This window comes from Anaerozeibacter quisquiliarum (assembly GCF_051162045.1).
Taxonomy (GTDB): Bacteria; Bacillota; Clostridia; order Christensenellales; family Aristaeellaceae; genus Anaerozeibacter; species Anaerozeibacter quisquiliarum.
This window is the reverse complement of sequence record NZ_JBISDI010000037.1, coordinates 17,473-40,120: the sequence shown is the minus strand read 5'-3', so window position 1 is coordinate 40,120 and position 22,648 is coordinate 17,473. Positions and strand designations below refer to the sequence as shown.

Annotated in this window: 21 protein-coding genes; 8 read left to right on the top strand and 13 right to left on the bottom strand. The window is 64.4% G+C overall.

Annotated features, from left to right (window positions below):
• Nucleotides 1-6: 6 nt before the first annotated feature.
• Both ACH6CV_RS14740 and ACH6CV_RS14735 read left to right on the top strand, forming a co-directional pair.
• Nucleotides 7-852: a transketolase gene (locus ACH6CV_RS14740; protein ID WP_456358973.1), complete on the top strand. Its 846-nt coding sequence runs from the start codon at nt 7-9 to the stop codon at nt 850-852.
• Complete coding sequence (locus ACH6CV_RS14735) at nt 849-1,817, top strand: transketolase family protein (protein ID WP_456358971.1); 969 nt, start codon at nt 849-851, stop codon at nt 1,815-1,817. Before ACH6CV_RS14740 ends, ACH6CV_RS14735 begins: the two co-directional genes overlap by 4 nt.
• A 44-nt stretch (nt 1,818-1,861) precedes the next feature.
• On the opposite strand, the gene recO is transcribed toward ACH6CV_RS14735, so the two are convergent.
• The 11 genes from recO to ACH6CV_RS14680 all read right to left on the bottom strand — a co-directional run bounded on the left by recO (nt 1,862) and on the right by ACH6CV_RS14680 (nt 13,373).
• Nucleotides 1,862-2,596 carry a DNA repair protein RecO gene (recO, locus tag ACH6CV_RS14730; protein ID WP_456358970.1) on the bottom strand — a complete coding sequence of 245 codons (735 nt, stop codon included), beginning with the start codon at nt 2,594-2,596 and terminating at the stop codon, nt 1,862-1,864.
• A complete protein-coding gene (era, locus tag ACH6CV_RS14725; protein ID WP_456358969.1) occupies nt 2,596-3,480 on the bottom strand; it encodes a GTPase Era in 885 nt (294 codons plus the stop codon). The genes recO and era overlap by 1 nt, the downstream gene beginning before the upstream one ends.
• A gap of 56 nt (nt 3,481-3,536) precedes the next feature.
• On the bottom strand, nt 3,537-4,433 hold the full coding sequence (gene cdd / locus ACH6CV_RS14720) for a cytidine deaminase (RefSeq protein WP_456358968.1): 897 nt from the start codon (nt 4,431-4,433) through the stop codon (nt 3,537-3,539).
• Nucleotides 4,423-6,573, bottom strand: a complete 2,151-nt coding sequence (locus tag ACH6CV_RS14715; protein ID WP_456358967.1) for an HD family phosphohydrolase — start codon at nt 6,571-6,573, stop codon at nt 4,423-4,425. Before ACH6CV_RS14715 ends, cdd begins: the two co-directional genes overlap by 11 nt.
• Before the next feature lie 42 nt (nt 6,574-6,615).
• On the bottom strand, nt 6,616-7,593 hold the full coding sequence (locus tag ACH6CV_RS14710; protein ID WP_456358966.1) for a PhoH family protein: 978 nt from the start codon (nt 7,591-7,593) through the stop codon (nt 6,616-6,618).
• A 16-nt stretch (nt 7,594-7,609) separates the two neighbouring features.
• Nucleotides 7,610-8,764 carry a sporulation protein YqfD gene (locus ACH6CV_RS14705; protein ID WP_456358965.1) on the bottom strand — a complete coding sequence of 385 codons (1,155 nt, stop codon included), beginning with the start codon at nt 8,762-8,764 and terminating at the stop codon, nt 7,610-7,612.
• Nucleotides 8,757-9,047, bottom strand: a complete 291-nt coding sequence (locus ACH6CV_RS14700) for a YabP/YqfC family sporulation protein (protein ID WP_456358964.1) — start codon at nt 9,045-9,047, stop codon at nt 8,757-8,759. Before ACH6CV_RS14700 ends, ACH6CV_RS14705 begins: the two co-directional genes overlap by 8 nt.
• A gap of 64 nt (nt 9,048-9,111) precedes the next feature.
• Complete coding sequence (locus tag ACH6CV_RS14695) at nt 9,112-10,146, bottom strand: Gfo/Idh/MocA family protein (RefSeq protein ID WP_456358963.1); 1,035 nt, start codon at nt 10,144-10,146, stop codon at nt 9,112-9,114.
• Between the two features lie 23 nt (nt 10,147-10,169).
• Nucleotides 10,170-11,003, bottom strand: a complete 834-nt coding sequence (locus ACH6CV_RS14690; protein WP_456358962.1) for a carbohydrate ABC transporter permease — start codon at nt 11,001-11,003, stop codon at nt 10,170-10,172.
• A complete protein-coding gene (locus tag ACH6CV_RS14685; RefSeq protein WP_456358961.1) occupies nt 11,004-11,924 on the bottom strand; it encodes a carbohydrate ABC transporter permease in 921 nt (306 codons plus the stop codon).
• Nucleotides 11,925-12,017: 93 nt separating this feature from the next.
• A complete protein-coding gene (locus ACH6CV_RS14680; protein WP_456358960.1) occupies nt 12,018-13,373 on the bottom strand; it encodes an ABC transporter substrate-binding protein in 1,356 nt (451 codons plus the stop codon).
• A gap of 476 nt (nt 13,374-13,849) precedes the next feature.
• On the opposite strand from ACH6CV_RS14680, the gene ACH6CV_RS14675 reads away from it, so the two are divergent.
• The 6 genes from ACH6CV_RS14675 (at nt 13,850) to ACH6CV_RS14650 (ending at nt 20,862) form a co-directional block, all read left to right on the top strand.
• A complete protein-coding gene (locus tag ACH6CV_RS14675) occupies nt 13,850-14,644 on the top strand; it encodes an AraC family transcriptional regulator (RefSeq protein WP_456358959.1) in 795 nt (264 codons plus the stop codon).
• A gap of 142 nt (nt 14,645-14,786) precedes the next feature.
• Nucleotides 14,787-15,860 (top strand): zinc-dependent alcohol dehydrogenase family protein, encoded by a 1,074-nt coding sequence (locus ACH6CV_RS14670; RefSeq protein ID WP_456358958.1) that lies wholly within the window; start codon nt 14,787-14,789, stop codon nt 15,858-15,860.
• A gap of 1 nt (nt 15,861) precedes the next feature.
• Entirely contained in the window at nt 15,862-16,851 is a 990-nt protein-coding gene (locus ACH6CV_RS14665; protein WP_456358957.1) for an aldo/keto reductase, read from the top strand.
• A 170-nt stretch (nt 16,852-17,021) separates the two neighbouring features.
• Nucleotides 17,022-18,542, top strand: coding sequence for a sugar ABC transporter ATP-binding protein (locus ACH6CV_RS14660; RefSeq protein WP_456358956.1), 1,521 nt, complete (start codon nt 17,022-17,024; stop codon nt 18,540-18,542).
• Nucleotides 18,543-18,552: 10 nt separating this feature from the next.
• Complete coding sequence (locus ACH6CV_RS14655) at nt 18,553-19,560, top strand: ABC transporter permease (protein WP_456358955.1); 1,008 nt, start codon at nt 18,553-18,555, stop codon at nt 19,558-19,560.
• 228 nt (nt 19,561-19,788) lie between these two features.
• Entirely contained in the window at nt 19,789-20,862 is a 1,074-nt protein-coding gene (locus ACH6CV_RS14650; protein ID WP_456358954.1) for a substrate-binding domain-containing protein, read from the top strand.
• 431 nt (nt 20,863-21,293) lie between these two features.
• Here the strand turns inward: ACH6CV_RS14650 and ACH6CV_RS14645 are convergent, their stop codons facing one another.
• Nucleotides 21,294-22,169 (bottom strand): diaminopimelate dehydrogenase, encoded by an 876-nt coding sequence (locus ACH6CV_RS14645; RefSeq protein WP_456358953.1) that lies wholly within the window; start codon nt 22,167-22,169, stop codon nt 21,294-21,296.
• Nucleotides 22,170-22,172: 3 nt separating this feature from the next.
• Nucleotides 22,173-22,568, bottom strand: coding sequence for a large conductance mechanosensitive channel protein MscL (gene mscL / locus ACH6CV_RS14640; protein WP_456358972.1), 396 nt, complete (start codon nt 22,566-22,568; stop codon nt 22,173-22,175).
• Between the last annotated feature and the right edge of the window lie 80 nt (nt 22,569-22,648).

Here is a 22,648-nt window from a genome sequence, read left to right as displayed (position 1 = left end):
GCAACCATGAAAACCGACCGACAACTCAAGGCGCTGGCGACGCGCATTCGCATCGGCACGGTGGAGGCGTTCAAGGCGCGCGGCTTTGGCCACGTGGGCGGCTCGCTCAGCGTGTGCGACCTGCTGGCCGTGCTCTACGGCGACGTGATGCGTTACCGCCCGGACGAACCCCGTTGGCCCGAGCGCGATAAACTGGTGTGCTCGAAGGGCCACGCCGGCCCGGCGGTGTACGCCGCGCTCGCCATCCAGGGTTTCTTCCCCTACGACGACATCAAGACGCTCAACCAGCCCGGCACCCGCCTGCCCAGCCACTGCGACCGCAGGCTGCCCGGCGTCGACATGACCACCGGCTCGCTCGGCCAGGGCACGTCGCTGGCGGCGGGCATGGCGCTGGGCGACAGGCTCAAGGGCCGCCCCAGCCGAACCTACCTGATCGTCGGCGACGGCGAGCTCAACGAAGGCCAGGTGTGGGAGGCGGCGATGTTCGCGGCGTCGAAGGGCCTGGGCAGCATGATCTGGTTCATCGACGACAACAAGAAGCAGTTGGACGGCCCCTGCGAGGCCATCATGAAGCCGTTTGACATCGAGCGGAAGTTCGCCGCCTTCGGCTTCCACGCCCAGACCGTGCCCGGTTCCGACATCGCCGCGCTGCGCGCCGCGATCGCGCGCTGCGACGCGGAAGGCCCTGCGCCCCACGCGATTGTGATCGACGGCGTCAAGGGGGCGGGCATCCGCGAGGTGGAGGAGACGGGGGCCAACCACTCGATGAACGTTTCGCCCGAGATCTGCGACCGCTGGCTTGCCGGCCTGCGCGCGCAGCTCGCGGCGCTGGAAGGGGGCGAGGACGCATGATCGCATTCAACGGAGAAATGGACAAGCGGGCGTTCAAGGATGTGCTGGGCGCAACCATCACAGGCCTCTTGGACAGTGACCCGAACGCCATCTACCTGGACGCCGACCTCATGAGCTGCATCGGCACCGCCGGCTATTCGGCCAAGCACCCCGACCGCGCGATCCAGTGCGGCATCGCCGAGGCCAACATGATCGGCGTGGCGGCCGGGCTGGCGGCGGCGGGCTTTACGCCCATCGCCCATTCGTTCGGGCCGTTCGCGTCGCGTCGCTGCTTCGACCAGGTGTTCCTGTCCGCCGGCTACGCGGGCAACGACATCACGGTCATCGGCACCGATCCCGGCGTCTGCGCCGCGTTCAACGGCGGCACCCACATGCCCTTTGAGGATATGGCGCTCTATCGCGCGCTGCCCGGCTCGACGGTCATCGACATCACCGACACCGCGATGCTCGAAAGCGTACTGCCCCAATGCCTGGCCCGCCCCGGCGTCAAGTACATACGCGTAGGCCGCAAGAACAGCCTCCGCGTGTACGCGGACGGCGCGCACCTGCCCATCGGCAGGGCGGTCGCGCTGACGGAAGGGTCGGATCTCACGATTGTCGCCTGCGGTCTGATGGTGGGCGAGGCGCTCGTGGCCGCGCAGGCGCTCGAGAGGGAGGGCATTCACGCGCAGGTGCTCGACATGTTCACCGTGAAGCCGCTCGACGAAGACGCCCTGATCGCCTCGGTTTCGAAGACCTCCGCGGTGGTTACCTGCGAAAACCACAGCAAGGTCGGCGGCCTCTACGCCGCCGTCAGCGAAACCCTCGCCGCGAAACACCCCGCGCCCATCGAATACGTGGCCGTGGAAGACGAATTCGGCGAGGTCGGCCCCCAGGACTACCTGCAGCAGCGCTTCGGCCTCACGGCGGAGCGCATCCTGAAAAAAGCCCGCAACGCCCTGTCTCGCAAACTGCTCGTCCGATAACCCCTCGAGCCGCCGGGTGAATCAATCACCCGGCGGCTCGATCGTTACACCATATTTGCGCCCGGCAGCGGCGGCCACTGTCTGGGCGGCGTGTCCATGCGCTCCCGCATGAAGCGGCGCGCGTGGGCGGCGGCTTCCGCTATATCGGGGTGGCCGGGCAGCTTGTCGATCGCCTCGAAGCGGGTGCGCGGCACGCGCAGCAAGATGCGCCGCGCGCCGTGCGACAGGGCCTTGCCGGTCGAGGGGCAGTTCAAACAGGCCGCGCCGCCCAGCCGCACGTCGAAGCGCGCCTTCTCCCCATCAAACGCGCGGCCGCAGACGACGCAACTGTCGACGCGGGGGGCCTGGCCGCACAGAAACAGGTAGTGCAGCTCGAACGCCGCCACCACCACGAACGCGGGCAATTCTCCGTAGCTCAAAAACGTCAGCGCCTTGAGCGCCAGCAGGAACAGCGGCTCGCTCGGCTGGCCGGGCAGCGCCGCCTGCAGCAGCAGGTGCAGCAGGTACGCGCCCGCGGTCAGCTTGTCGAGATCGCCGCGCAGCGGATAGAAGCTCTCGGTGATCTCGCAGCCGGTGATCGTGTACCGGCCGTGTGCCTCCACGAGCATGAACTCGCCCGCCGCGAAGCGCTCCGCGGCGTTCATCAGCGGCGACTTGGGCTTGCGGCAGCCGCGCGCGACCGCGTCCACCCGCCCGAGCGTCGGCGAGAGCAGCGTAACGATGCGGTCGTAGTCGCGCCAGTCGCTGCGATTGAGCACCAGCGCCTTGGTGACAATCATTAGTCTTCGTACCCAAGCGCGCGCAGGTCGCTCTGGCGGTTGCGCCAGTTCTCGCGCACCTTGACCCACAACTTGAGCATGACCTTCGTGCCCAGCAGCCGTTCAATATCGACGCGTGCCTGCGCGCCGATCCTGCCCAGCATCGCGCCCTGCCGGCCGATGATGATCGACTTGTGCGACGCGCGCTCGCAGTACAGATCGGCGTGGATCTCGGTCAGCGTATCAGACAGCTTCTCAATCGAGAGCATCTCCACGCCCACGCCGTGCGGGATCTCCTCGCGCAGGTTGTCCAGCGCCTTTTCGCGGATGATCTCCGCGCAGATGATGCGCTCGGGCTGGTCGGTAATCATGTCGTCGGGGAAGTAGCGCGGGCCTTCAGGCATGGCGGCGGCCAGCGCCCCCAGCAGCGTTTCGAGGTTGTCGCCGCGCATCGCCGACACCGGGACGATCGGGTCGAACCCGGCGTCCTTGAGCGACGCGAGCGTAGGCAGCAGTTGCTCGGGCCCCACCAGGTCCACCTTGTTGACGGCCAGGAACTTGGGGCAGCGCATCTGCCCGACATCGCGCAGGATGGCCCGGTCGCCCTCGCCGACATGCTGCGCGTCCACCACCACCAGCACCGCGTCCACGCCCTCGCGCGCGCTGTTCGCGCTCTTGACCATATACTCGCCGAGCTTGGTGCGCGGCTTGTGCAGCCCCGGCGTGTCGACGAACACGATCTGCCAGCCGTCTGTGCTCGCCACGCCCATGATCTTGTTGCGCGTGGTCTGCGGGCGGTCGGACACGATCGCCACCTTCTCGCCGACGAACGCGTTCATCAGGCTGGACTTGCCGACATTGGGACGGCCGAGAATGGCCACGAATCCGGAATGAAAATTGCTCAAGGGGCAGCCTCCTCCAGGGGTTTTTCGTTGCTCGCAGGGGTGACATGAGGTCGCCCCTACGCCAGGTTTTCCGGTCCGAACGAGTGGGGCAGCAATTCGTGCAGCGTCGTCACGTCGTACCGACCGGTTTCGGCGTTGCCGCAGATCACGCGAATGTCGGGCGCGAACTCGCGCAGCACCTGCCGGCAGATGCCGCAGGGCCAGGATTGATCGCGCGCGCCGGCGATCGCGATCGCGGTGAAGTTCTTTGCGCCCTGGCAAACGGCGCTGGCGACCGCCGTGCGCTCGGCGCAGATCGTCGCGCCGTAGGAGGCGTTTTCCACATTGCAGCCGTCGAAAACGCGCCCGTCCGCGGTGAGCAGCGAGGCCCCCACGGGGTAGTGGGAATAAGGCACGTAGGCGTTGCCGAGCGCCCGCACGGCCCGCTCAAACAGTTCCTGGTCGCACATGTTGGCCCCTCTCTCTCGAGTCAGATTCAGGTCATTCAAGGCGCGTTCCTCGAGCGCGCGCATCGCGGCGCGCTCGCCCTCGTCCTCATGGTCATAGCCCATCAGGTGGAACATCGAGTGCGCGGTCAGGTAGGCGAGCTCGCGCGCCAGGCTGTGGCCAAAGCTGTGCGCCTGCGCCTGGGCGCGCTCGAGCGAGATCATGAAGTCGCCGAGGTGTACGCGGCCGGTCTCCGGATTGCGCTCGCGCCGAAACAGCTTCCGGCAATCGCGCGCGGTGCGCCCGCGCGGATAGGCGACCGAGGGGAAGCTCAGCACGTCGGTCGGGCGGTCGATGCCGCGAAAGGCGCGGTTGACTTCGTGGATCGTCCGGTCGTCCACCAACCGCCCGGCGGCTCCGCAGGGCTCGATCCCCTCGGCCCGGCAGCAGGCGGCCGCCACATCGTCCAGCAGTTGTCCGATATCCTCGGGCGCGCCCGACACCTCGACCGTCAATTCAATCAGCATGTTGGACCTGCGCGACTTCCCCGGCCACTTGCACGGCATGCTCGGGCTGAGGCATGGATTCCTGCTTGCGATCGGGCAAGGTGATGTCCGGGTATTCCACGCGCTCGTGGTAGACACCGATCAGCACGGTCACGAACGCGCTTACCACCTTGCTGATGTCGGCGAAGGTCAGCGGGCATTCGTCGAGCTGGCCGTCCTCCATCTTGGAGCGCGCCAGCCGCCGGATCAGCGCGCCGATCTTCTCGGGCGTGGGGTCGGGCACCGCGCGCGCCGCGGCCTCCACCGTGTCGGCCAGCATTACGATTCCGGCCTCGCGCGAGGTGGGGCGGGGGCAGTCGTAGCGGAAGCCGTCCAAGTCCACCTCGCCGCCCTGCTTGACCGCCTTGTCGTAGAAGAACAGCACGGGCGTGTCGCCGTGGTGCTGGGCGATGATGTCCAGTACCGCCTGGGGCAATCGCGCGCGCGCGCCCATCTCGACGCCGTCGCGCGGGTGCGCGGTCAGGATGGCGGTGGATACGCGCGGGTCGGTGCGGTCGTGCGGGTTGTCCAGCAGCTGGTTTTCCTTGAAGTACAGCGGACGCTTGAGCTTGCCCACGTCGTGGTAGTAGGCGCCCACGCGGGCCAGCAGCCCATCGGCCCCCACCGCGTTGGCCGCGGCCTCGGCCAAGTTGGCCACCAGGATCGAGTGGTGGTAGGTGCCGGGCGCTTCGAGCAGCAAGCGCCTGAGCAGCGGCTGGTTGGGGCTGGACAGCTCCATCAGCTTGCTCGGCGTGACCAGGTTGAACAGGTACTCGAAGGCCAGCTGCAAAAGCAGGCACAGCGCCGCGCTCAGCACCCCGCTCACGCCCGCCCACAGCGCGTTGTTGAGCGCGGCCGACTGGCTGGCGCTGCCGATCAAACCCAGCGCCAGCGTGGTCAGCATGTTGCTGGAGGCGACCAGCATGCCCGCGAGCAAGATGGTCAGGCGCTGCGGCCGACGCTTAATCAGCGGCACGCACAGCGAGCCCGACACGATCGAGGTCAGCATCAGCGTGGACATGGCCGACGTGAACGCCGAGCCCTCCGCCTGCGCGAGCAGCCCCGACAGCACCGACAGCGCCAGGTTGACCACGATCGCGAGCGAGGGGCTGACCAAGAGCGTCGTCAGCATGGCCCCGAGCGATACCGGCATCAGATAGGGACTGATCGGGCGCACCAGCATGCACAGCGCGACGGTCGCCACCGCGATCAGCGCGAGCAGCGACGCCGCGCGCATGTCGCGGCGTCGCCGCTCGCGCGTGAAGCCGTACAAATGGAACAGCACCGTGGCGAAAAGCAGCGCAAGCAGCGTACCCAGCCCCAGGTACAGCGTCAGATCGACCTTCTTGTCCTTGAGCATGCCCAGGTCGTCGAGCATTTGAATTTGACTTTCGGTCACCACCTCGCCCGCGCGCACGATGTTCTGCCCCTTCTTGTAGACGACCGGCTCCACCTCGGCGATTGCCTTTTGGCGGTTGAGCTCGGTGGTGTGCTCGTCGAGCAGCATGTTGGGCGCGATGGTGCTGCGTACCAGCGCCTCGGCGATCGCGACGGCCCCGTCGTCGAAGTCCTCGATCATCAGGTCGCGCCGGATCTTCTGGATCGATTCCTCCTCCTGCCCCTCGGCCAACTGGGCGCTCAGCGTCTCGCGCACCAGCGCAAAGGTGCGCTGATAGAGCGCGGACAGCGTGGACGGCTCTATGTGTACCAGCGCGTCGATCGCCGCGGCCGCGGCGTCCTTAACGCCCAGCGCGCCGCGCGCTTCCAGCCGCTGCGCTTCAGAGGTCGGCTCGCCCTCGGGCATGGCCTCGGTGCGCGAGCGGTAGGAGAGCAGCCGGGCAAAGCCGTCCTGCAGCGCGGCCTGCACGGCGGGCTGTACCTGCGCGTCGCTGACGTAGGAGTTCTGCACGGCGCGCGCGGCGGCCTCGACCAGCCGGCGCGTGGACAGCGCGTCCTCCACGTCCTTCGAAGCGGTGATCGTGATCGAGGACACCTCGCCCGCGCGGATGTCGTAGCGCTTGGGGGTGATCGTGGCCGCCAGCATGATGAACAGCAGCACAAAGGATGCCGCCGCAATCAGGATCGCGGTCAGCGCGGGGTTGAGCTTTTTCAAGAAGTTCATAACATGTTCCTTCCCATTCCCCTGCAAGGAGAAGAATGGGGATCAGCGCCTCCTCTGAGGTTGATTGTGCTTTTCATAGGCGCGCACGATGGCCTGCACCAACTCGTGGCGCACCACGTCGCGATGGGTCAGGTGCGCAATCCCGATGCCATCGACACCCTTGAGCACCTCGAGCGCCTCGACCAGGCCGCTGGTCTTGCCGCCCGGCAGATCGACCTGGGTGATGTCGCCGGTGATGACCATGCGCGAGTTTTGCCCCATGCGCGTCAGGAACATCTTCATCTGCTCGCTGGTGGTGTTTTGCGCCTCGTCCAATATGATGAAGGCGTCGCTCAGCGTGCGCCCGCGCATATAGGCCAGCGGCGCGACCTCGATCGCGCCGCGCTCGAGCATGCGCTGATAACCCTCGACGCCCATCAGCTCGTGCAGCGCGTCGTACAGCGGGCGCAGATAGGGATCGACCTTCTGCTGCAAATCGCCGGGCAAAAAGCCCAGCTTCTCGCCGGCCTCCACGGCCGGCCGGGTCAGGATCAGGCGCTCGACGTCCTTGTTCTTGAGCGCCACCACGGCCATGGCGATCGCGAGATAGGTCTTGCCGGTGCCGGCCGGGCCGACCGAGAACACGCAGCCATACTTCTTCATCGCGTCCACGTACTGCTTCTGGCCGAGCGTCTTGCACTTGACCTGGCGTCCGCGGTAGGTAATCGCGATTACGCCCTGCATGATCTCGTCGATGCGGTCGGCATTGCCCTCCGAGGCCAGCTCGATCGCGTAGCGGATGCGCGAGCGGTCGACGCGCTCGCCGCGCGCCACGATCTGTTGGAGGCGCGTGAGCACCGTCTTGCACAACTCGGCCTTTTCAGCGTCACCGGTGATGGCGATCTCGTCGCCGTGCATAAACAGATCGACGTTCAGCTCGCTCTTGAGCACCTCCACGTTTTCATCGCGCAGGCCGAACAGGTTGATGAACTCGTCGGGCGAATCGAGGCGCAGCGTCGTCTTGTAGGCGGTTGTTTCCAAGCAGGTTCCTCCGTTTTTATGGACTTAGGGCTCCCCGCGCGACGGCGATGTTGAGCTTGATCTCGACCACGGCGCGCGCACGGACACTTCCCCCCTCTATCATACTATAATCTACCCATTTGTCAACGGGCGAAACGCCGCTCGGCAGCTGTGAAAGCGCGTCCGCGAGCGCAGTTTTGGTTATTTCGGCCTTGACGGATTCGGGATCGAGCGAAACCTCATGGCGCTCCTGCTCGATGAAGCTGGTGCGCACGATGTGAAGCGGCAGCACCAGCCCCCCGATCGGCAGGCGTTCGACCTCGACGCGCTGCTCGGCAAAGCCGTCCGCGCGGGTAAGCGGCAGCGAAAAACCCGGCATGCGCAGCTCGCTCGCGCGCTCGCGCCGGCCGGTGTCTTTAAGCGTCGGGACGACAAGCGCGCGCTCGGCGACGCCGGTAAGCCACGCGCGGCCCAGCGCCGCGCCCAGCGCGCACACGCCGCGCGTGGTTTCGCGCTTATCGCGCTCCTCGCCGCGCACCAGCACCTGGCCGCGGCGCACCACCTGGCCGGGCGCGGCGGCGGCGGTGCCGGCCATCACGTCCAGCGACACGAGCAGCGCGTCGCGCCCCGCCACCAGGTCGCGGGCGGCACGCGGGTTGTAGAGGTCGGGCGCGGGCAGCTCGCGCGTGGCCTCGATCAGCAGCCGTACGCCCTGCTTGCGCGCGCCGATGTAGGCGAAATCGGGAGCCTCGGCCATCAGGTTAAGCGACAACCGCTTGGCCTCGATCGCGTCCATGCGCGTGCCGGGCGTAACCCCCACGGCCTCGAGCGCGCGGTGAATGGGCGCGTCGTCAAAAGTGCCGTCGATCAGCCGGATGTCGACGATCCACAGCCGGCTGAGAAACGAAAGGGCCAGCGCGGCGCACAGCGCGAGCGCGAGCGGCAGCGTGGCGCGGCGCAGCATCCGGCGCAAGAGCGCGTCAAGGCCCCGGCGCTCGAGCACGACCACGTCGAGCGCGAAGCGCTCGGCGATCTTCAGCAGCCGATCGCAGCCCTCCGCGCCCGTGACCAGCGTAGCTTCGCGGCCGCTCTGGCGGCGCACGGTCTCGAAGGCGACGCCGCTCTCGAGCGCGCGCGAAAGGAACCGCTCGAGCATCAGCCCGCGAAAGCGCAGCGTGACGCGCTCAGCCATGGTCCTCGCCCCCGCCCGGCAGCTCGATCTTGGTGATGCAGCCGCGCACCGTGAGCGCGTCCGGGCGCACCTGGGTGAGCAGCAGCCCCCTGCCCGTGAGCGTCAAGGCGCCTGCTCGCGTCATCAGCCGGATGCGCTGGTCGGTGAACTCGATGATGCCGGTGAGGTTTTCGATCATGGCGCGCCGGCCGCCGGCGAGCAGCAACCGCGGCTGCTGGCCCGTGGCCTCCTCGATCCATTCGAGCGCCGGAAAGGCGCTGCGCGCCCGCTGGGTTCGACTCACGTGCATCCCTCCGGGAAAGGATATGACGGGTCGCAACTCGTTTAGCCCAAATTCTGGAGTTACCTCACTCGCAATAGCTGACTTCGACGGGCATTCTGGCGTTGGCCGAATCCATGATGGACAGGATGGCGAGGCTTACGTTGGCCGCGTCCCTAAGCGAGACGTGGAAGGGTTCGCCGGTCAGCATGCAATCGACGAAGCTGCGGATGCTCTCGAACGCAAAGCCCTTGGGGTGGCCGAAGATCCTGTTTTGGACCACCACGTCGGGCACCGTGACCTTCGAATCGGTGTACTTCTGGATCATGTTGTGGTTGCTCACGTCCAGGCTAATCATGCCCTTCGTGCCCAGGATGTTGCACTTGATGTCGTTCAGGCAAGGGTTGGCATTGGGCGTGATCCAGCCGTTCTCCATCTGCGCGATGCCGCCGCGCTTGAATTCGAGCGTCGTCAAGTATTGGTCCACGGTGTCGACGCCCAGTTCTTTGAGCACCCCCGAGCGGCTGACCGAGTATACGCGCGCCACCTCGTCGTCAAACAGCCAGCGCAGAGTATCCAGGCTGTGGCTGCCCAGAAACCAGAGAATGGACGAGCGCGCCGCCCAGGGCAGCATATCGGTCGCCACCCATTTGACGTCGTTCAGCCGGATGTAAACGCTCTGAATTTCGCCGAGTTCGCCTGATGCAACGCTCTGGTGCGCGGCATGGAAGGGCGGGCTCCAGCGATTGTGCAGATCGACCATCGCGCGCACGCCGTTTTGCTCAACCGCATGGAGGATGCGGAACACGTCCGCGCGCGTGGTGGCCAGCGGCTTTTCGATCAGCATGCTCTTCCTGTGCTCTGCGGCGGCGACGGCGATGTCGGCGTGCGCGAAATCGGGCGTGACGATGGCTACGGCATCGCAATTTGAGCGCGCAAACATCTCGTCATAGCTCGCGTAGGCCTCATCGATCTGAAGTTTCGCGGCGAGCGCCTGGGCGCGGGCCAGATTCTGGTCGCATACGGCCACCACCTCCGCGAACGGGTGCGCCTGGTAGATCATGGCGTGGTTTTCGCCCCATATGCCCGCCCCGACGATCGCCATCTTCAGCTTGGTGTTCATTACAAATCCTTCTTTCTGTCTATTTAGCCCTTGACCGCGCCGAATGTAAGCCCGCGGATCATGTATTTCTGCACGGCAATCGCAAAGCCAAGCACCGGAAGCACGGACAGCACGCCGGTCGCGGCCATTTCGCCCCACTTAACCCCGGAGACCGACAGGTACATCATCACCGAGGTGGGAACCGTCTTGGCGTAGATGCTGGTCAGGAAGTTTGCGAGCACGAACTCGTTCCAGGCGTTTATCATGCAGAAGATGGCCGTCGCGGCCATGCCGGGCAGCACCAGCGGCAGTACGATCCGGAGGATCGCCTGCATCCGCGTGCAGCCGTCGACATACGCCGACTCCTCGAGCTCCATCGGCAGGTCCTCGATGAAGCCGCGCATCATCCAGATCGTGAAGGGGATGTTGAACGTGGTGTAGCAGATAATCAGTACCGCGCGTGTGTCGAGCAGCCCGACCAGGGACGCCATCAGGAAGTAGGGAATGACCACGGCCATCGCGGGCAGGAACCGCAGGCTTAGCACCCAGAAGGCGCGATCCTCGCGCTGCTTCCAGCGATACCGGGCAAAGCCATACGCGGCAAGCGAGCCCAGGATCAGCGAAACGACGGTGGATAGGGCCGCCACGATGGCGCTGTTGATGAAATAGGGCCATATCGCGCCGTCGCGGACGAGGCTTTCGTAGTTAATCAGCGTCAGCCTTGCAAAGATGCGCCCGGGCTGGATGACATCCACGCGGTTGCGCAGGCTGATCAGCAGCATCCATACAAACGGAAAGAGGAACGCGATGCAAATCACGAGCACCGCGAGGCCCCGCGCCGTCGATTTTAAGCGCTTCCGCGCCTGTTTATGGGCCAATCACTCCGCCCCCTTTCGCTGAGCCTTGATCAGGAAGCGGCTGACGACGGTCACGATTGCCAGCAGCACCAGCGCGACCGCGGCGGCGCGGCCGATCAGGCCGTTTTGCGCGTTTGCCATCCGGAACACGTGCAAGCTCAAGAACTCGGTGGCGTTGCCCGGCCCGCCCTGCGTCAGCACGAACGAGGTGTCAAACAGCTTGAGCGCGTCGATCGAGCGCAGCAGCACGGCCAGCAGAATCAGCTTGCGCATCATCGGCAGCGTGATGTAACGAAGCGTCTGCCATCGACTCGCGCCGTCGATTGAGGCGGCCTCAAACGGCTCGCTCGGCATAGATCTGAGCCCGGCATACAGGATCAGCGCCACGAACGGCGTGTATTGCCAGCAGTCGACGAGCAGCACCGACCAGAACGCCATCTCCTGCGACAGCCATATCACTTTTGCGCGGAACATCACGGTCAGCAGATGGTTGAGGATGCCGTACTCGGCGTTGAACATCAACTTCCACATCTGCGCGGCGATCGAGGGCGTCATAGCCAGCGGCACGATCAATATCCCGATGACCAGCGGCTTCAAGAAAAACTCCATGTTGTTCAGCAGCGAGGCGATCAGGTAGCCCAGCAGCATCTGGATGCCGGTTGCGAACACCATAAACGCGAGGCTGATCGACACGGAATGCCAGAAGTCCGGATCCGCGCCGGTGAACAGCCGCGTGAAGTTGGAAAGCCCCACGAATTCCGCGCGGTCAAAGCGCCAACCCAGTTGGTAGTTGGTCAGGCTGACGATCACGAGAAACACCGTTGGGATGACCGACAACAGCACCATGACCGACATCGCGGGCGCGATGAATTTGATGTGCGGACGTCTGGCAAAATAGCCTCGGATTCCGCCTCCGCGCCCATCTCCAGGCCCGTGCGCCATCCTTCCTCACCTTCTTTCCAGGTTCCTTGCCTTGGTCGTCCCCCTGAACGCCCGGTAAGGCGATCAGGGGGACGGCTTCATGATCCTTCGTTGTTATCCGGCCAAGGCCGCGCAGTCCTGCTGCATCCGCTCGCAGGCCGCCTGCACCTCGATGTCGCCCGCCAACGCGGAACTGCCGTATCCGCCGCAGATGTCCAGCACCTGGTTGATCTGATCGTACTGCGGAATCCAGGACAGGCCCTTTTCCACCAACCCGTTCGCGCTGATCAGCGCGGCTTTCTGGGCGGGGTAGGAGGGGTTGAGCGCCGCCAATTCCGCGTTCTCAAACACCGAGCTGCGGGTCGCCACGCCGCCGGCCTTCACGTATTCGACCGATTTTTCCTTGCTGGCCATGAACGCGATGAAGGCCCAGGCCTCGTCCTTGTTCTTGGATTTCGAGGAGATGGCCAGGTTCCAGCCGGCCAGCGCCGCGCCGTCGCCCGCGGGGCCGGTGGGCGTGGGTACGAAGGCCACCTTGTCCGCGACGACCGACTTGGTGGGGTCGGTGATCTGGTTGGCCAGCGCGGTGGCGTCCAGCCACATCGCGGTCTTGCCCGCCATGAACGCGCCCAGCGCTTCTTCATGCGTGTAGGTGCCCACGTCCGGCGGCGCGTTCTTCAACAGATCCACATAGAACTGTAGCGAGTCGACCGTCTCGGGCGTGTTGCAGGTGAGCAGCACCGGGCCGTTCACCAAGGACGGCTGATCGACGAAGCCGCCGCCGAAGTTGTACATCAGGCTCATCCAGCCGGAGGCGAAGTGGATGCCGCGCTGGGCGCGCATCGATACGCCGTAGATGCCGTCCTCCTTGCCGTTAAAGAATTGGGCCAAGTCGAGGAACTCCTCCATCGTCTTGGGCGGCTGCTTTGCGTACTTTTCAAACAGATCGGTGCGGTAGGCGATAAAACGCGTCTCGCCCGCGGTCGGGATGCCGTAGTTCACCCCGCCCGCCCCCGCGATGCCGTTGCGGTACGCCGGCATGATGTCCTCGTAGTCGAACCAGGCGGGCGCCTTCGCTGCGTCGCTCGCATAGGGGTCGATCGGATCGAGCACATTTTTCGACGCGTACTCGCTCATCCAAAAGGCGTCCACCATCATGACGTCGTAGCTGCCCGCGCCCTGCACGTCCAGCAGCTGCTTGTTCTTCAGGTTGGTCTCCTCGACCACGTCCCAGACCACCTTGATGCCGGTCAGTTGCGTGAACTCGTCGCTCATCGTCTTGAAGGCGTCGGTCGACGGATGGGAAGCCATCGCGACCGTAATCGTCTTGCCGTCCGATGCGGCCTTGACCGCGGCGCCCCAACCGGCCAGAGTCGACGTATCCGCGGAAGCCAACCCGGTCGTCGCAAACGAGCATAGCAGCACGAAGGCCAACAGGACAACCAGTGAAGTTCTCGAAGCTCGATTCATAACCGTCCCTCCAAGGTCAAATTTGGTCCGATGGGCCCAATGCCGATCCGGCCGGGCATCGTCCATGCAGATATCATAACACCTTTGGCCTGCCGTGTATTTATCAAAAAGCAAGGATTATTTGTACAATATCGTTCCGTGGGCCGTGAGCGCACGTCGCCCGGATGCACGGCCCCTAGAATGCGGCTCGGTAAAGAAATATCGACTGATATCACGCCAAATTGCGCTCATGAGCCGGTGCAATTTTGGTAAATGTTTGGATTTTGTGATGCGTATGGCACATAATATTGAAATCCTCGGCGCATTATGCTAGACTAAGGTCGGGAAAACACGGCTGTTTCAGGCCCGAGTTCGATGTGGGAAGATGATCGTTTTATGCTTATGAGACATTACATCGGGACGGCGCCCCGTCAGGTCATCTGGTCGACGAGATCTTTACCATCCACTATTTTGAGTACGTCAGAAATTTTGAAGGGTTGCTGGAAACACACGATTTCTGGGAAATGGTCTATGTGGATTGTGGGCTGATCGATGTGACCGCCGGGGACAGGCAGTTTCCGCTCAGGCAGGGCGAAGCTTACTTCCATCAACCCAACGAGGCGCACAGCATCGATTCAACCCAGGAATTCTCCAGCGTGTTCATCATATCCTATCGCACGCACAGCCCGGACGCCGCCTTCCTCCGGTGCTGCAGGGCCGAACTGACCAAGTCCGAGCGGGGGCTGATATCGTCCATCCTGCAAGAGAGCACACGCGCCTTCTCGGGCGCGCTGGACATCATGGATCAGACCCAGCTCGTGCGAAGCGGCGACGCGCCCTACGGCGCGGAGCAGGTGATAAAGGCCCTGCTGGAGTACCTGTTGATCAGCGTTGTACGCAGTGGCCAAAAGGCCAATGGGGAGGCCTACGCGCCCATGCGCACGCGGGACGACGCCGAACGGCGCATCGTGGACGCCGTCATACGCCATCTCACGAACAATCTGTATGCCAGGCTCAGCCTGGACGAAATCTGCCATCAGGTCATGTTTTCCAAGAGCTATGTGGGCAAGCGCTTCAAGGAGAGCATGGGCTGTGGGATCATCAACTATTTCAACCGCCTCAAGATCGGCGAGGCGAAGCGCCTGATTAGCGAGGGCACACTCAGCTTCACCGACATCGCCGAGCGGTTGAATTTTGGCTCCATCCACTACTTCTCGCGGGTTTTTAAGGCCTTCGTCGGCATGAACCCCTCCGAATATGCGCAGTCCGTCAAGGTGCGCGGGCTGCTTTGAAGGTGCGCGCAACGCCAACAATATCGGGAAAAGGAGAAATCGCGAAAGGTTTCGTTTTTGGTGCTTACAACCATTGACATTGTCCATTTGTTGCGATATGATAACCGCAAAGGAAAATGCAAGATCGGGAAGGGTGGAGCGTATGGGCGATCAGGCGACGATGGTGGGGGCCACGCTGCCCGGGGATTCCACGGTCAGGATGAAGACCTTTGGCGTGCCGACGCCTGGCCATGGGCAGGTGCTAGTGAGGACGATGGCGTCTACCATCTGCGGCAGTGACATCCGCGCGATCTACCGCGAGCACACCGGCAAGGGCGCGGAGGGCTACATCGACGGCATGGTCGCGGGGCACGAGCCCTGCGGCGTCATCGAAGAAGAAGGGCCCGGCCTCAAGCGGTTCAAGAAGGGCGACCGCGTGATCGTGTACCACATCTCGGGCTGCGGCGTGTGCCACGACTGCCGTATGGGCTACCAGATCAGCTGCTCGAGCGAGCATCGCGCCGCCTACGGCTGGCAGCGCAACGGGGGCATGGCCCCCTACATGCTGTGCGACGAGAAGGACCTGGTGCTGCTGCCGGACGAGCTCAGCTATTGCGACGGCGCGCAGGTGGCCTGCGGATTTGGCACGGTATACGAGGCGCTCGAGAAGATCGGCGTCAGCGGCAACGACGCGGTGCTGGTGGTGGGTCTGGGCCCGGTGGGCCTGGCGGCGCTGATGCTGGCCAAGGCGATGGGCGCGAACAAGCTGATCGGCGTCGAGGTGATGGACGAGCGCATCGAGTTGGCCAAGAAGCTGAACCTGGCCGACCACATCCTGAAGCCCGGCGACGGTACGCTCGCGCAGATCCGCGCTCTGACCGGCGGCAAGGGCGTCGAGAAGGCGGTCGACTGTTCCGCGGCCGATCCGGGGCGTCAGCTGGCGATCCGCGCCACGCGCCAGTGGGGCAAGATCGCGTTCGTGGGCGAGGGCGGAACGGTTCAGTTCAACCCGTCGCCCGATATCATCCACGACCAGAAGACGATCTACGGCAGTTGGGTCACCAGCCTGTGGCGCATGGAGGACCTGGTCGAGCGCATCGTGCGCTGGGGCATCCACCCCGAGGACCTGATAACCCATCGCTTTAAACTGGAAGACGCCGACAAGGCATACGCGCTGATGGCCTCGGGCCACTGCGGAAAGGTTGCGGTGGTGTTTGACGGCACCGAGAACATGTAATATGCAGACATTTGCCTTGCGAGGCGGGGATCCGATCCCGACGATCGGGTTCGGCACCTTCGGCTCGGATCACTACGCCGCGGAGCAGGTCGCGCGCGCGGCCGCTCTGGCGCTTGAAGCCGGTTACCGGCTGTTTGACTGCGCCGAGGTGTACGGCAACGAGCCGCTCATCGGCGCGGTGTTTGAGGAGGCGTTTGCGCGCGGCTTGGTGAAGCGGGACGAGCTGTTCGTCATGAGCAAGCTGTGGAACAACCACCACGGCGAGGGCGAGCCCGCCCGCGCGCTTCGGCGTTCGCTTACGGATTTGAGGCTCGACTACCTCGACGCCTACTTCGTGCACTGGCCGTTTCCCAACTACCACGCGCCCGGTTGCGACGGCGACAGCCGCAACCCCGATTCAAAGCCGTTTTCGGCCGCGAGATTCATGCTCGTGTGGCGCGAGCTGGAAGCGCTTTGCGATCAGGGCCTCGTGCGGCATCTGGGCATGAGCAACATGACCGTTTCGAAGCTCGAGGCGGTGCTGCCTCACTGCCGGGTGCGGCCGTCGCTGATCGAGATGGAACTGCATCCGAGCTTCCAGCAGAACGCGTTGTTCGACTACTGCGCGGCGCGCGGCATTCAGGTGGTCGGGTTCTGCCCGCTGGGCTCGCCCAACCGCCCCGAACGCGACCGCACGCCCGAAGATGTGGCCGACACCGAGCTGCCCGAGGTAACGGCGGTGGCCGAGGCGCGCGGTATCCACCCGGCCTCGGTCTGCCTCAAGTGGGCGGTTCGGCGCGGGGCGATTCCGATCCCCTTCTCCGGCAGCGAGCGCAACATCCGCGGGAATTTGGCCTGCGTTGAGAATGACCCGCTGACCGATGACGAGATGGCGCTGCTCGAAAAGGCCGAGCGCGGTTGCCGCTTGGTCAAGGGGCAGGTGTTCCTGTGGCCGGGCGCGACCGACTGGACCGAGCTTTGGGATCAGTGTCCTGACACAGCCAATCCTTAGGCTTCGCGCGGATCTTTTTCCGCCCGGCTGCGTCGTTCGTAACTTCCCGCAGCGCTTAAACGCCTGCGCTCCGGCTCCTTGCCGGACGAAAAATCTCGCGCGAATTCCCACCTAAAGTCTTGGCTGTGCCAGGACACTAGTTGTCATTGGACAGGAAAGAGGGTGTGCCGATGCAAGAGCCGATCAAGACCCCCGTACCCGGGAGCGAACCGCTGCTCAAGATGGAGGGCATCGAGAAGGTGTTCCCGGGTGTGCACGCACTGAACAACTGTTGCTTTGATCTGCGCAAGGGCGAGGTGCACGCGCTGGTCGGCGAGAACGGCGCGGGCAAGAGTACGCTGATGAAGGTGCTGACCGGCATATACAAGCGCGACGGCGGCACGATCACCTACAAGGGGAAAGAGATCAACCTGAGTTCGCCCGAAGAGGCGCAGGCGCTGGGCATCGGCATCATCCATCAGGAGCTCAACCTGATGGCGCACCTGAGCGTGGCCGAGAACATCTTCATCGGGCGCGAGCCGATGAAGGGCCCCTTCCTCGACAAGAAGAAGGCCAACGACGACGCGCGTGCGCTCTTGCGCTCCTTGAACATCGACATCGACCCCACCACCCAGGTGAGCCGGCTGTCGGTGGCCAGGCAGCAGATGGTGGAGATCGCCAAGGCGCTGTCCTACGACAGCGAGCTGCTGGTGATGGACGAGCCGTCGGCCGCGCTGACCGACAACGAGGTGCAGGAGCTGTTCAAGTTCATCCGCGACCTCAAGCGCCGCGGCCATGCGATCATCTACATCTCCCACCGGCTGGACGAGCTCAAGCAAATTACCGACCGCATCACCGTAATGCGCGACGGACAGTACGTGGGCACGGTGAACACGGAAGAGGTCGCCAAGGAGCAGATCATCGCGATGATGGTCGGGCGGACGATCTACGAGCAGCCCAAGACGCGCAGCGAGGTGCCCGAGGGCGCGGAAGTGGTCCTCGAGGTCAAAGACCTCGTCGCGCAGGGCGTCAAGGACGTGAGCTTTTCGCTTCGCCAGGGCGAGATACTGGGCTTTGCCGGCCTGATGGGCGCGGGCCGCACCGAGACCATGCGCGCGCTGTTCGGGGCCGACCCCAAGGCGGGCGGCGAGGTCAGGCTGCGCGGCAAGCCCATCTCGATCAAGTCCCCGGCGGACGCGGTGAACCTGGGGCTGGGCTACCTGAGCGAGGACCGCAAGGCGTTCGGCGTGGCGGTTGGGCTGTCGGTCGCCGAAAACAGCGTGATGGCCAACCTGGAAAACTACAGCGTGGCTGGGTTCGTCAAGCGCCGGCAGGTGCGCGAGGTCACGCAGGAATACGTGGATCGGCTGTCGACCAAGGCGACCGGCATCGATCAACTGGTGAAGAACCTGTCGGGCGGCAACCAGCAGAAGGTGGTCGTCGCCAAGTGGCTAATCAAGAACTGCGATATTCTGATCTTCGACGAACCCACGCGCGGCATCGACGTGGGCGCCAAGTCGGAAATCTACCAGCTGATGAACGAGCTCACGAAGATGGGCAAGTCGATCATCATGATCAGCTCGGAAATGCCGGAACTCTTGCGGATGAGCGACCGAGTGGTCGTCATGTGCGAAGGCCGCTTAACGGGCGAGTTGGATATCGCCGAAGCCACCCAGGAGAGGATCATGACGCTCGCCACGGCGAGGAATTAGGAGTGAGACGATGACGCAGCAAACCGAATCCAAGGTCCCGACCGTGCACGCGGGTTTTGATCTGCAAAAGCTGTTCGCCCCGATGGTGATGGTGCTTCTGTATATCTTTTTTGCGATCTTCGGCAACAACTTCCTGTCGGTCGAGTCGTTCATCAACGTGCTCAACGCCTCCTACTTCATCGGCTTCATGGCGATGGGCGTGACCTTTGTCATCATCACGGGCGGCATCGACCTGTCGCTGGGCACCACGATGATCTGCGGCATGCTGATCGGCGGCATGGCGCAGAATTGGGGCTTTAGCATTTGGGCGTCGCTCGTGCTGGGCGTGGTTGTGTGCACCTTGATCGGGTTGCTCAACGGCCTGATGATCGCCTACCTGAAGTTGCCGCCGTTCATCGCCACGCTGGGCACGCAGATGATGGGCATGGGCTTTGGCGCGATCATCACCAAGGTGACCACGATGCGCTACACCGACCAGACCTTCAAGCAGCTGTTCTACAAGCTGGGCAACGACGAGAGCTTGGGCGCGTTTCGCGCCTTTCCGATCGGCATCGTGTGGCTGATCGGGGTGTTCCTGATCGCCTGGGTGCTGCTCAACCGCACCCGCTTCGGGCGCTACACCTTCGCGATGGGCTCCAACTACGAGGCCGCGCGGCTGTCCGGCATCAAGACGCGCTACTGGCTGACGCTGGTGTATACGCTGTGCGGCTTCTTCAGCGGCCTGGCCGGCATCTTCTTTTCGGCCGTGTACACCACGATCATCCCCTCCACCGGCAACGGCCTGGAACTGCTCGCCATCGCGGGCGTAGTCATCGGCGGCACCTCGATGTCGGGCGGCACAGGTTCCCTGACCGGCACGATGATCGGCGTATTCACGATGTCGATCCTGCGCCAGGGCCTGATGTCGATGGGCCTGCAGGGCCAGTGGCAGACGTTCATGACCGGCGTGGTGGTGGTGGGCGCGGTGCTGCTCGACCAGTATCGCGTGCGCCGGGCCAGCCGGGTCAAGAAGGTCTAGGCAATCGCCGATTAAAGCATGCGTGCGGTGGCAGGGGGAACTTTCGTCGGATCGCGCTTGCAAAGGCCGAGGGCGTAGCGGCGCTGCGCCGCGGGTTTTGCGGGAACAACCGGACGAAGAATCCCCTCGCCATGGGGCGCCCGGATCGATCGGCGGTTACCCGGGCAACACATCGATTCTGCGCGGCTTACGCCGCTGGAATAATTCAAGATTGGGAGGAAGCACACAATGAAGAAGGTCCTATCTCTGGTCCTCGTTCTCGTCCTCGTGTTCGCGATGGCGGCTCCGGCGTTCGCCGAAGCCAAGCCCTACGTCGCGATCATCTCCAAGGGATTCCAGCATCAGTTCTGGCAGACTGTGAACATGGGCTCGCAGGATGCCGCTCAGGCGCTGGGCGTGGAAATCACCTTCGACGGCCCCGCGTCCGAGTCCGAGATTTCCGTGCAGATCGACATGCTCAACGCCGCGCTGGCCAAGACCCCCAAGGCGCTGTGCCTGGCGGCTCTGGACACCGAGTCGGTGACCGAGCAGCTCAACGCCGCCAAGGAGAAGGGCATCCCGGTCGTCGGCTTTGACAGCGGCGTGCCGAACGCGCCCGAAGGCACCATCGTGTCCACCGCCTCCACCAACAACGAGGCCGCCGGTGCGCTGGCCGCCGAGCAGATGTTCGCCATCCCCGAGATCAAGGCCGCCATCGAGGCCGCCACGGCCGACGCGCCCGTGCTGATCGGCGCGATGAGCCAGGACGCCACCTCGGCCTCCGTCGTGGGCCGCACCGTGGGCTTCCTGAACAAGATGTGGGAACTGACCTCGACCGTGAAGGCGGGCGAAGTCGCGATCACCGGGCATGATAAGTACAACAAGGCGTCCGATTCCGGCAAGGTCGCCGTTGAGCTCAACATCCTCGTGCCCGCCACCACCAACATCACCGACTGCCAGACCACCGCGCAGGGCCTCTTGCAGAAGAAGCCCGCGGCGATCTTCTGCTCCAACGAAGCGACCGTGGCCGGCCTGCTTGCCGCCACCACCGACGGCCAGGATCTTGACCGTGCCAACGGCAGCTTCAAGGACATCGTCGTGATCGGCTTCGACGCCGGCAAGAACCAGAAGGAAGCCGTCAAGAACGGCTGGTTCTACGGCTCGGTCACCCAGGATCCCTACATGATCGGCTACCTGGCCGTGGAGCTTGCCGTGAAGGCCATGAACGGCGAAGCCGTGGAGCCCATCGTGGACACCGGCTGCCAGTTCTACACCTCCGCCAACATGGACGACGCCAAGATCGCGCCGCTGCTCTACGACTAAGGGGTACCAAATCAAGGCCCCGGACGCCGCCAGGCGTCCGGGGCCTTGTGTTCTGCAATCGAGGGTGCCTCGCCGCCACAGCGAAGCGCCGGTACTCCGTTCCTCGTGCCTGGGCACCAAGACGGCGGCGCGGGGAACGGGGTCACGGGGTTACGCCAAGGGTTCCCCACTCGGCTGCTGGCCGCGCTCCCTACGCACCCCCTGGACCCCGGGCTGTACTCTCTGGACTCCCATGGGCGCTCACGCGCGGGCTAACCCCCTACCCCTCCTAGGTAAGCGCTGATCAAATCCCACGCGCGGTGGCGGTTGCATTTTCGCCAGCTCGGGCCCGCAGAATCCTCGACGTAGCGCTGCTACGCCTTCGGATTTTGCAAGCCCAATCCGGCAAAAATTCCCCTCGCCACCGCACGCGTGCTTTAATCAGCGCTTACCTAGACCAACCTCGCAATATGCCCCTCTCTATCCCCGGGCAGCAAGTCCACCATCGGCAGTTCGATCATCGTGTAGCAGCCGGGGCGCTGGCGCGTCGCGGCGCGCGCGCACGACAGCATCACCTGCCCGGTCAGCGCCGGGTTATCGATGCGCATCGAAAACGTAAAGCCCTGGTTGTTCGCATCGCCCGACACACCGTGCCGCGTAAGCGTCACCCCATGCCCCATGTCCCGAAGCGCCGCCACCGATTCCACCTCAAGCACATGCGTCTCGTCATGCACAAAATACGGGTCCGCCTTCACCGCGCGCGCCACATCCTCAAACGCCACGCTGCCGGTAAGCTCCACGTACACCTGACGCCGGTGGCGCGATTCGCCCGCCGGGATCGTCATCGACAGCGCGTCCTTCACCCCCGCGATTGCGCGCGCCGCCACCGAATGCCCCATGCTCATGCCCGGCCCGAAATTGGTGTGCGTGATGCCCTGCGGCGCGCACGCCAGCAGCAGCGCCCGGATCACCGAGTCGCTGCCCGGGTCCCAGCCCGCCGACAGCACCGACACCGCGCCGCCCGCCGTCGCCGCCGCGTGCAGCCGCGCGCGCACGGCCGGGATCTCGCCATGTATGTCGAACGAGTCCACCGTCGAAACGCCCGCGCGCAGCAGCGCCTCCGCCGCAGCCGGCACGCTGCGCGAAGGTACCGTCAAAAGCGCCACGTCCACCGGCCCCAGTTCCGCGATGTCGCGCACGACCTTGTAGCCCGCAACGGCCTCCGGTCTGCGCCGCACGATGCCCGCTACCTCCACGTCGCCCGCCTGCCGCGCCGAAGAGAGCACCGCGCGCCCCACATTGCCATACCCGATCAGCGCAATCCTCATCCGCTACACCTCCGACGTACAGTGTGGGCAGCGCGTGGCGTCCTCAGCCAGCGCCTGCTTGCAGTAGGGGCAGATGCGGGCGGGCGGCGGCGCTTCCTTTTGGCGCTTGAGGCTGTTGACCGCCTTGACGAACACAAACACGCAGGCCGCGATCAGCAGAAAGTTGATGACCGTCTGCAGGAACGCGCCGTACTTGATGACCGCCGCGTGCTCGCCCTCGCCCAGCTGGATTGCGAGGCTTGAAAAATCCATGCGCCCGGTGAGCAGCGACAAGATGGGCGTAAACAGGTCGTTCACCAACGAGGTGACGATCGTGCCGAACGCCCCGCCGATCATCACGCCGACCGCCATGTCGATCACATTGCCTTTGAATGAAAACTCCTTGAACTCCTTCCACAAGGACCGCATATTACCCCTCCTTTTGTTGAAATGTGTCTCATTATAGCATAGCGGGGAGCGGCGTTCAACGCAATAGTGGG